A 12,343-nucleotide genomic window follows, 5' to 3' on the forward strand; every position below is an offset into this window, starting at 1 on the left:
GTTGGCGGGGTAATTAGGTTTCCTTCCCCGGCCATACTACTTGTTCCTACTGGATCTATGTATTCTGGTACTTCTGGAACTGATGGCTTATCTTCTTTCGGTTTCTCCTCTGAAGGTGCTGTCGGTGTTTCTTGCTTAGCCGGTGTTCCTGGTTGAACTAAAACACTATCCTCATTAGAGTTATCCTTCGGATTTGTTGGAACCTCTATAATTTCAGGCTCACTAACTACTTGCTTTGTTCCTCTTACTATAATTTTATCTGTTTTCTCTTTTTTCTCTACAGTTACTTTTTCTGTAATTTCTCCAGTTTTACTATTTAAAACATACGTCGTTGTCGTAATATTTTTACCATCTTCTCCTTCTGTTTTTACAAACTCTTTACCTTTATCTAACGAAGCATCTTCTTCATAAATAACTTCTTTTGGGATTTTAATCTCCTCTATTTTAGACTTAGTCCCCTTTATAATAACTGTATTTGTAGCTTCTGTTCTTACTGAAGTTCTACTCATTTCTTCTACAATATTCGTCTTTTTATTTAATCTTGATTTTATAGTTGTAACAACTTTACCATCTTTTCCAGTAAATTCACTGATATAACCATAATCTTTTGTTTCATCACCAGTGTAAGTTACTTTTAATGGAAGCTTTTCTTCTTTAGTTGTTGTAATTATTTCTCCATACAAAGCTTTAACATTCACGTTTACATCTACTAAATCAAAACTGTCATCATTATATATTACTTTTACTCTTCCCTCTTTATTTCCAGAACTTGAAGTATTTGGTTTAATTTCCCATATAATATTTTTTATAGGTAGATTATTTTTTTCAATAGATAATTCCTCGTTAGGTTTATCCCCTTCATAAAGTTCATAAGATTTCTTAATTGGTTCATAATAATCTTTTTGAGTTTTATTTAAAATAAATGAGGCTTCTTGTATTTCATTTTCCAAATTAGCCAATCTATTTTTTTCTTCCACTAATTTATCGTAAGTTTCTATTTTATCTAAATTATCCTTAACTTCTTTTAAAAGATTATTATAGTTATTCAGCAATTTATCTTTTTGACTATTAAATTCAGTTGCTACTTCTACCGGTTTTAATGAAGTATCTGTATTTTTAAACATTTCCAATTTATTCGTAGCTTTTGCTATCTCATCTGTTAATAAAGTTTTATCTAATTTTAAACCACTAACAGACGTTTTATATTCTTCTAACAATGTTTCTAATTCTTTAGTTAAATCTTTTATCTCCGATTGTTTAGCACTGCTATTATTTAACAATTCTTCAACTTTTTGTAGTTTAGTGTCTAATTCTACTTTTTTTGCATCATAATAATTTTTTGTTTCCGCAGTTTTATGCTCTGTGTCTACTCTCTTCTCTTTCTCATCAGATGCTTTTTGTTTAATAGCTTTCAACTCTTCGAAATTCGGTAATACTTTTACTACCACATTTATATTTGGATCTACTGTTTTTCCTAAATAACTTATTGTTACTGGTAAAACATGATTTCCTGCTGTCGATTGAACTTCATCAGGAACATTTATATTCAATGTTGCTGTATTAGGTAAATTATCTAAATTTAATTTTTTCAAGACTTCTTCTCTTGATATTTTATTTAACGCTAATATTTCTACTGGATTTTGATCTTTCAATGAAATTTTTATATTCTCATTTACTATTTTCCTTACTTCTTCATCCGTTGGTTCTGCTATCTTTAAATCTTTCAATACTGGATTTTGTTTTCCCTTACCACTAACTCCAGTTCTTTCACCTATATTAAAATTATCATCATCATTTAACAATGCTGAAAAGTAAGAATTAGAACTATGACTTCCCCCATCTATATAAGTCAATACATCTTTATCATTATATAATAATCCTATAACCCTATCTTTGCTCATCCCATAATGTTTAATTTTCCCTTGTTTAGCCAATTTCTTACTTAAGATACTTTTATTATATAAGTTTCTATTTAAAATAGATGCATTAATTTTTGGTGCATTAAAAGTTGTAGCTTTTTTAAAAATATTATTATAGAAATTTTTATATTTTTCAGCTATAGAATCTATATAGTTTCCATTTTCCTCATTAGCTAATCTATGTAATTTAACTACCGCACGTTGAGTTAGATAACCACCCAATGAGTGTCCAGTTATATAGAAGTTTTTTATATCTTCTCTCTTACCAATATCTTTTATTATTTCTTCTATTTCCCAACCTTGCCTTGGATCTTGTCCTAATCCAATAACAGCATCATTTTGTACATCCTTACTACCATGAGTTCCTCTTATTGCAAGAACATGAACTAAGCCATCTAGTAAGAACGGAAATGTACTTTTTGTCTTAAATATTACTGCATCAAGTCCACTATCATAATGATAGGTTTTGTCAACTTCCCAATATGAAGATAGTTCATTGTGCATAAGTTCATATTCATTTTTAGCTCTTGAATCATCTTTAACAATGTTATCAGCATTAGTCCACTTATAATCTCTATTTAAAACTTTCTTAATATACTCGTCATCACGATATGCTAGCTTCATAAACATAACCATATCGCGATCAGTCACATACCACTTAAAATTGTCATCATCAGCTGGTTTATTCAAATCACTATGGTCGTTATCCGGTATACCATCACCATCTGTATCCTTTAAAAATGGATGCCCATAATATCCATAATAAGTTTTTCCATCTTTCTCATAAATATAGATTTCACTACCATTTTGTGCATCATCCCCATCACTATCTTCATTTGCTTTTAATGGAGTTTTTCCAAAAAGCAAATTATCAATTTTTCCATCTTCTGTCGTTATTAAACCTTTTGAAATTTTCTCAAAATCTTCATTTGTTGCAAATCGCTTTGCAGATTCTATTTCTGAATTTATAGATCTTTTCCTACGAGATTTTGTTTTTTCAGCAACAGTTTTTTCTACAGAACTCTTTTCCTCTATTGAGTCACCATTCTTTTCTGTTGAGTAAACTTTTTCTCCGCTTCCTAAAATAGTTGTATCTTCAGGATTTTTTTCTTCTATTGGGTTACTTTTCTTTTCTACAGAATAATTTTCTTTAGCATTATTTGAAACATTTTTTTCCACATTACTTGTTTCATTTGCTATATTTACTTCATTTTTATAAGTTTCTTTAGGTTTTTCCTTTTCTATAATAGTGCTATTTTCTTTATGTATATTTTCAGAGTTAGTTTCGCTTGCTAAAGCTGGAGTTGCTAAAAATATGAAAGCTCCTACCATCACTGAAAATGTTCCAACACTGAATTTTTTTATTGAATATTTCAACACCTTATTTTTATCTTTACTTACCATGGGTACTCCTTACTATTATAAATTTCTATACTAGATTGACAGATAAACATAAAAAATCAAATCTATAAATCTAATTATTATATAAATCACCTAAAAGGTATAAAAAATTTAAATGTATAAACAAAATTTTTTACTAAACATTAAAGTAAAATTTTCTAAAATAAGCTTATAAATTTCATAAAATATTTCACATTATAAATCTTATTATTTCTAAATTATGATAAAACCCGTTAAGTATCCTTATTTTAAAAATATCTAACCTTAAAAGTCATTACCTTCATATTGTTTTCCTATTAACTAAAAATAACTTCTACTAAAAAACTTAAAATCAATAAAAATACTAACAACAAAAATATATAATCCTTTTATTAACTAGTATGTATTCTTTTTACAGTTAAATAGCTTATTTCCTTCACATTCTATTTTAGAGTTTTAATATTTATTTGTCAAGAATTTATGACAAGTTCTGACTATGTTCAAAGTCCACAATATTGTTATATTTTCATCATAACTTCATTTCTGATAAATAAATAAAATTATAAATAATAACACATACTATTAAATATAAAACTAACTGCCATGGGAGTATCTTACATCCCTAAATTTTAAAGATAAATTTATACACATGATAGTTTATTGATATCTAAATCCACCTTATAATAAAACTTTTAGATATCTAATAAACTTTGCGGGAATCTCAACAAAATCACTTTCTTCAAAATTACAATTTTTTTGTCACTCACTTTTAATCATTATATAAAAAGGCTCATCCAAAGATGAGCCTCTTACCTTAATTAAAGATATTATTTTTTCTATTTCATTAATACCACCAAAGTTTTTGGTATCTATGTCCTATTTGTAATGATAAATCTTTTTTATTTTGGTCAGCACCGTTAATATATAATTTACCAGCTTCATACATATCAATCATTTCATTTGGTACACTAGAAATAACTATGCTTCCATTGTTATCACTTTCTACTTGTGAGAATTTCACACTGTAGTCTCCTGCCGGAAGATCATCGAAATACCAACGAAGAGTATATGTTTGTAGTGGTACTTCCCAATACAATTCACGATAAATAAATTCATGTTCTCTTACAACTTTATTATCTTTTTTATCTATTATCTCTACTTTATACTTCGAATTATTTTTCTCATCATATGAAGAAATATATCCTCGAACATAATTGAAACTACGATTAGCTTTAAATGTCTGTTCTACTTCTGTATCTTTATTAACCCTAACTATTCCATCTCTTAAATAATTATCCGTTGCATAAATACTAATACCATTTATTACACGTGAATCATAGTCTAGGTTCATCGAATAAGATGGTCTTAAGAAACTATCACTTCCTACTTGAAGAGCAAATACTACTCCAAAAGCAATATAAAGTTTTTTCTTGTACTTATCAAATATAGTCGTCTCATATCTTTCAGCAAATAGTATTATACCTTTCGCTCCTAGAATAAAAATTATCGGCATCCATGCATAAACATATCTTGGTTTAGCTTCCCAGATTAAATGGAACATAAACACCCCGAAGATAATAATTTGGAATAAGAAGCATGAAGTAATGTATTCTTTTCTACGTTTATAGATGTAATATACCATACCAAAGATAATCACGACATACATCATTTGAGAAAGATATATGAAGAAACTATTATTACTTCCATAGAAAAATTGCCACAAGAAACCATCTCCATCTCTTAGTGCACGTGTACCATTCGTATAATTAATGGTACCATCACTCCAATTACCTCTTACTTTAAGAACTACCATAAGTAAATTAAGGAAGATTGGTCTATGAGTTAATCTATTAAAGAATAAGCCCAGGTCATCTGCCATCTTGTTTTGACTAAGATATGTAAATTGGAAATCCTGCCAGTTATAACTACCACCTTGAATACTCATACCCATCATTACCCAGTGCAACATTGGAAACTTATATCCATCATCTTTCCAAAATCCATAGTGCGCCCATAGCATATCGAATCCTTTTCCAAACAAGACAAATGCAATTCCAAAGGTCACTAATAATAGAATTAAATTTTTATACCATTTAAAAAATAGTAAGTACACTATTAACGCTGGTAAGATAATAATTATATTAGATCTTAAGTTCCATGCAAATGCAACTAAAATAGCTACTGCTACAATATGCTTTGTTCTAAAGATAAAGCTTCCATCTGATGGTATAAGGACATATATTATTAAAGCAACCATAATTACCATTAGAGTATCTGAATAATAGAATAAACTATACATTTGGAAAGGAATGTATAATATCATTAATCCTAAAATTATCGTTTGCTTTTGCTTTGTAAGTAATTTCCCAGCTGTTTTATATGTTAAAAATATTGTCGCTGTTGTTACTAAAAAACAGAATATATGCAATGTCCACACTTCTGATATATGTAGAAATGCAGCTATACGATATATCCAGTATAGAATAATTGTCGGTGTAATATTATTCGGATAAACTAAAAAATATCTCTCACCAGAGAATTTTCCGTAGTTTAGCATGTAATGTGCTTCATTTTCTATCTCTGCACCATCTGAAAAGTTTAATGTATCCATAGATAAAATAATCGCCTGAAATACTAAATATACTAGTATAATAATTCGATTATATTTTTTTAATCCAACTTCATCTGTTGCTAACACTTTTTTTACTGCATAAATAAACAGTATGAAAACGACTGGAACTCCTAACAGAAGTGCCAACGGATTTAATATTCTTTCATATACAAAAGGTGCAACATATGCCCAAGTTAAAGCTATTGTAAACAAAGCTATAAACGCATATGAAAACACATTATGCAATATTCGCCTCATAATTATCTCCTATCCTTTCTGTTAAGATGATTTGCAAACATTATCGGAGACATTGCTATCATCGTTTTATTTATGAATGTGTCACTATCAAAATAGTTTTTTCTTGATTTTATTAGCTCTAAAATCTCTATTTCCTCGGACATATTTTCATACATTCTAAGTACATCAAAAAGTAAATATCCACAAAGTAAATTTAAACTCTCCTCATATTTTTTATTTTGTTTAAATTCTTCAATTCTATTAAATGCAATCATTATTCTTCTTGTTGAAGCTTCAATCATTGCATTATTTCTTACAGATTTATTTTCTTCTAAATCTTTATAACCTACTTTTGCTACTTGACTTACTTTACCTGCAACATCAAAGACACGTAATTTAAAATATAAATTTTCTAAAGCTAACATATCTTCTTGGAATCTTAAATTATAAACATCTAAGAATTTTTTCTTAAAAATACAAGAAGTAACATTATAATTCAAATCACTTTTTAATTTCTTAATTTCTTCTATAAGGTAATCTTGCCCTGATGATATATTCTCATTTAATATACTTGGATAACCATTTCTTGTTAATATTGCTATATCAAGATTTTTCTGTGATACTTCATTAAATAATAATTCCAAATAATTAGATTTTAATTTTGAGCTTTCTTCAACAAAAACTACATATTCCCCCTTAGAAAAATCTAATGCGCAGTTTTTTGCTGAAGAGTTAGAACCTAGTTGTTTTTTTATGTAGTTAATTTTATTATTATCTAATGCAACTACCGCTTCTTCAATCTCTGATCCAGAAAGATCATCAACTACTATTATTTCAAATTCTTGAAAACTTTGATTATATAAATCCTTAATAATACTTTCCAATCTCTCTACATTTCTATAAGCAGCTAAGATTACAGTGATTTTAGTCTTATTAGTTGTTTTTATTTTTTTCGTTAATATTTCATTTCCCAAAAGCATTGTATCTAAGAAAATGTCTTTGGTTCTATCTAATGTTTTAACCATAATTTATCCTCTATATTTTAAGGTTTTATCTTTTAATTATATCATAAATACTAAGTTTTTTCATTTAGTATGAGAAAACAAACAAAAGAAGTGACTCAAAAGTTTTGACTGCATTAAATCAATTCTTTTGAATCACTTTATTAAAATTTTTAAAATATAAATCTTATAAAAATAACTTAGAACGTTCTCTTTCTCTACTCAATTTAGCAGAACGTGCTTTTAAACTAACTAGAATTGCTCCTCCTACAAGAACGATAATTAGATAGATAAATAATATCTTAATATCACGTTCTACAGCTGGAATATATACACCACCTACCGCTTCACGTAGTAAGCCTATAGAATATGTAAATGGTACTTTAGGATATAACGCTTGGAAAAATTCTGATGTCATTTGAATTGGAAATGTTCCTCCTGAACTTCCTAATTGTAATACTAATAATACTATACAAACAGCTTTCCCTACATTTCCTAAAATACACACTATAGTATAGATAATTGAAGAAAATAGTAGTGAAATTAATAATGCATATAATACAAATCTATATGGTGAGGTTGCCTGTGTTCCTAGCACATACATATCGCCTAGTGTAATTATTAATGTTTGGAATAACGATATAATTACAAATAGTAGCCCTCTACCAAAATATTTTTGATATGGTTTGTATTTTTTCTCTTCATCTTCTACTTTAGTAGTTAATAACGAAGACATTAGTAATGAACCAACCCAAATAGAAAGAACTGTATAAAATGGTGTCATCGCTGAACCGTAATTTTCTATATGATAAAGTTTATTTTCTTGAAGTTTAACAGGATTTGCGAAAAACTCTGCCTGTTGTTTATAGTCAACCTTCAATAAATTAAATAGTTGATTTTTATCTATCCCACTGTCAGCTTTTTTAATTTCATCTGTTAGTTTTTGAATTTTACTCTTTGCAGATGGCATTTGAGCTTGTAATGATAATAGTTTTCCATAAGCATTACTTATTTTTACCTCAGTTTCTGATAATTTTCTTTCTACTGCAGGTAGTTCTCCTTGTGCCCCAGCAATTATGCCACTCACCTTATCAATATTAACCTCTGCCTTACTAAGAACTTGAGAGATTAAAGGTGCAACTTCTACATTTAATTTTGAATTCATATTTGAAGAAACTTCATTAACTCTAGCAGATTTATTTACAAATTCCTCTTTTACAGTATTTGCTATTTCATCATAATGATCCATCTTATTGTAGATATTATTATTTACTTCTTTTATCGTCGTAATATCATTCAATAAAGTTGTTACTCTTTCAAGTTGATTATTAAATAATCTCTCACTTGATAATTTATTAAAATACTCAAAAATATTCTTTACGAGTTGTAATCTTTCTGTACTAGCTTGTAGTCTATTATCTAAAGCTTTCTGTCTCGCCTTTATTTCTTCTGTTTTATCTGGTTTCTGTTGTAACTCTTTTGCTATAACATTAGCTTCTTTAGATACTTCCTCTACAACATTAAGATGATTATTAATAATCGGTAATAATCTTTCATTGAATCCCTGTATATTATTAATAGTGATTCCAGCCTTATCAGCAATCATAATACTATTTGTAGCTACTCTATCTATTTCTGGAAGTGTATTTTGAACATTATTTAAAATATTATACCCATATTCCACTTTTCCAATTAATTCACTTAAAGTACTTTCATATGTAGAAAAGTTATCATTTAATTTAAAGATTTCCTCTTTTGCTTTTTCAATTGATGGAAGATTTTCTTCAAATTTTATCCCCACTTCATGCAGTCTTTCAAAAATTATACCATTAGCTGTTTCTACAAAGTTTTTACTAATATTATTAGCTATTGCAGAAGCTCCACTATTTGTTATTTTTGGACTAATCGCATTAATTTTTTCATTAACCGTATACTCTATAGTGGCTCTCTTAGGTTCTGTTCTACTAACAGATGTCATATCTTGACTAAAATTTTTCGGTACAACAATACTCGCATAATAGTCCCCTATTCTTACTCCATCTTCAGCTTGTTGTTTATTAGAGACAAACTGCCAGTCAAGATTTTTATTATTTTTCAATCCTTCAACTAAACTTTTACCTAAGTTTAACTCTTTTCCATCAACAGTAGCACCATCATCTTCTGAAGTTACAGCAACTTTTATATTGTTAGTATGTCCATACGGATCCCATGACGATAGTATATTCGGCCATGCATACATCGATGGCAGAAAAATTAATCCTATTATAATTATCCACGTATTAGTTTTTCTAAATACTTCTTTTATATCATTTCTAAAAATCTCTATAATATTTTTCAACTTTTAATCTCCTCTCTATAAATTAATTAACAAAAACAATTAGAGATATCATCTATCCCTAATTGTTAACCTAACTATTATATCATGAAATACCTACTAGTTAAAGTAATTTCATTATATTCGAACTTAATCCATATACAGAACTATATTATCTTTACTAGAATGTTTTATATCTATAATTCTTTGATTACTACTTCCTCTAAATCTAAGGCTTAAATCTTTTAAAAAAATCATAAATGGGCCATCTACCAAGACATCACACAGTCTTAATAATTCCTTTTTATCCTCACTACCATTTAGGAGCTGTTCATATGTATAACCACTATAGACCCAGATATCTTTTGTTGAACCGAACTCATCTCTTACTCTTTTCGCTAAAGATTTAGCTACCTGAGTATTAAGAAACGGCTCTCCACCCAAAATCGTTAGTCCTTGTACATAAGAATTATTTAAATCCTGGATTATTTGATCTTCTATTTCTTTTGTATATAATTGACCTGCATTAAAGTTTTGAATACTTTCATTAAAACATTCTTTACAAGCGAATAAACAACCACTTAAATATATTGAACACCTTACTCCCTCTCCATCAACGAATTGAAATGGTTTATAATCAGCATATTTTTTCTTAGAATATGCTTCAGCTAGCCAAGTGTCATTAGCTTCTTTATATGTCCTCATCATACATTTATTATTAGTAGTTTTCTTAGTAGCACTGTACTCTGAATTATCTATCGTACTAATAATAGTTCTTAATTTTTCTTCTCTAGACATAATCCTCACCCCTTATATTCATATAATATCACTTTTAAAAATGAATTACAATTTATCTTATAAAGAGATCCTCAAAAATCTTTATTTTTGAGAAATCGATTTTATCGAGTAACAATAATGCAGTTTGTTAAATACCTAAAAAGTTTTTATAAAGCGAAATTAGATATCAATGAAGTACCATATCTAAGATTCTCATATAAACTTTCTAAAATTTGAAACTTTTGATTCAGCACCTTCAAAATATATCTTATATAAACCGACAAAGAAAGACTTAGGAAAATTAATTTTTATAAAATCAAAATCCTAAGTCACTAGTATCTAACTCCATATATAAGTATTACTTATCTGCGGTAATATTTATAATGTTGCTCTTACTCTTATTTAATTTCTATGATATCTGTAGCAAATTTATCAAATTCCTTACTATGAGTTATTATCAAACTTGTAATATTGTGTTCTTTTAAGTAGTTAAAAATGTTTTCTACTATTAATTCACTCAAATTGGTATTCATAGCACTTGTCGGTTCATCCAAAATAATAAACTTAGGTCTTCTTATTAATATTCTAGCCAACTCTAGTCTTTGCTTTTCTCCACCACTTAAGTTTTTTCCGTTTTCTTTCAATAAATAATTATATCCTAATTTATCAATCAATTCTTGCAGGTGTAATAATCTAACTATCTCATCAAGTCTATCATCATATGATTCACCTAAGAGAATATTATCTCTTATTGTTGCTTCATATATGTATGGTTCTTGACTTACTTTCAAAAATTCTCCTAAAACTTGAATATTATTCTTATATATATCTTTTTCATTGATTAAGACTTCACCATCTAACTTATATGCACCCTCTTGCAAATTTCTTAATATAAGATTAGATACTGTCGTCTTTCCTACTCCACTTCTTCCTTTTAGAACTAGAAAATCACCCTTATTTATGTTTAATCTAAAATCAGATAAAATCAGATTGTCTTTAAAATAAAAACTAGCTATATTCACATTTACACTGTTAAATTTACTTATTTTTAATACTTCTTTCTCTTCATTGCTTTTATTATTGAAAGTCTTAGACAACTCACTTTCTATCTTATGAGCAGTCTGCCTAACAGTTATTTTATCTGATATAGAATTTATAGGTTCATCTAACATTCTAACTGTAGAAAATATTGCAATAGCCGAACCTACGGAAAAATCTTTATATATTATAAAATACACTGAAAGTAATAGAGAAACAATAGGTAGTATAAATGCAACAGTAGCAGATATACCTACATATAACGAAAAATACTTAGCTAAGGCAGTATTGACCTTTATTCTTTTATTTATAATGTTCTCTTTAAGATAATCTATAAAGTACTGTTCTTTATTTAATTGCTTTAAATCAAAATAACCTAATATTGACTGAAGTATATATTGATTAGTTTCACCTAATAATTTCTGTTCACTCTTCATACAATTCGAAAGCTTCTTACTTATTTGTTTTATAATAAAAAAGCATACCAATATTACAGAGAATAATATAAGTGTTATCATAACATTATACCTACACATAAATATCAATATAGAAAACAAAATAAAAGACTGCGTTACTAAAATAACTTTACCTTGAGAATACCAATCTGATATCTTAATACTATCTGATGTTAACTTAGATAATATTTCACCACTTTTTGCTTCTTTAAAATCATTATATTCACTTTTTAAAAACTTATCATAAAAATACTCTAAAACAGAAAAATTTCCAAGAAAGAAAAGTTTTCTTAAAAAATATTGAGAAAGAAATAACAATAAAAAATAAAATACTAATACTACTATCAAGTATTTAGCAAAATGATAAACTCTCTCAAAATCTTTAGATATCAAACTATCCAAGATAACTTGAATAATAAAAATTGATGTTAAATTTACTATAGTTCTTAGTAATATAGAAATTATAGTAATAAGTTGAACAGTATACAACTTATTATCATAGTATTTTTTTGTACGATTCATAAACTTCTCCTACCCATTTATTACACATTACTTCACGTAGCCTTATTTTATTAGCTAACAATAAAGTAAAACTTATCTTTTTACAAAAT

Annotated in this window: 6 protein-coding genes; all 6 read right to left on the reverse strand. The window is 27.6% G+C overall.

Going from position 1 to position 12,343, the window contains the following annotated elements:
- On the reverse strand, nucleotides 1-3,323 hold a 3,323-nt coding region (locus HMPREF3186_RS01715), incomplete at its 3' end, for a Rib/alpha-like domain-containing protein (RefSeq protein WP_060913645.1).
- Nucleotides 3,324-4,143: 820 nt separating this feature from the next.
- A complete protein-coding gene (locus tag HMPREF3186_RS01720; protein WP_060913646.1) occupies nucleotides 4,144-6,168 on the reverse strand; it encodes a glycosyltransferase family protein in 2,025 nt (674 codons plus the stop codon).
- Nucleotides 6,169-6,170: 2 nt separating this feature from the next.
- Nucleotides 6,171-7,172, reverse strand: coding sequence for a glycosyltransferase family A protein (locus HMPREF3186_RS01725; RefSeq protein WP_060913647.1), 1,002 nt, complete (start codon nucleotides 7,170-7,172; stop codon nucleotides 6,171-6,173).
- 163 nt (nucleotides 7,173-7,335) lie between these two features.
- Nucleotides 7,336-9,486 (reverse strand): YhgE/Pip domain-containing protein, encoded by a 2,151-nt coding sequence (locus tag HMPREF3186_RS01730; RefSeq protein ID WP_060913648.1) that lies wholly within the window; start codon nucleotides 9,484-9,486, stop codon nucleotides 7,336-7,338.
- A gap of 126 nt (nucleotides 9,487-9,612) precedes the next feature.
- Nucleotides 9,613-10,260: an anaerobic ribonucleoside-triphosphate reductase activating protein gene (nrdG, locus tag HMPREF3186_RS01735; protein WP_060913649.1), complete on the reverse strand. Its 648-nt coding sequence runs from the start codon at nucleotides 10,258-10,260 to the stop codon at nucleotides 9,613-9,615.
- Between the two features lie 377 nt (nucleotides 10,261-10,637).
- Nucleotides 10,638-12,254, reverse strand: a complete 1,617-nt coding sequence (locus HMPREF3186_RS01740; RefSeq protein ID WP_060913650.1) for an ATP-binding cassette domain-containing protein — start codon at nucleotides 12,252-12,254, stop codon at nucleotides 10,638-10,640.
- Nucleotides 12,255-12,343 lie beyond the last annotated feature (89 nt).

The organism is Gemella haemolysans, from assembly GCF_001553035.1.
GTDB lineage: Bacteria > Bacillota > Bacilli > Staphylococcales > Gemellaceae > Gemella > Gemella haemolysans_B.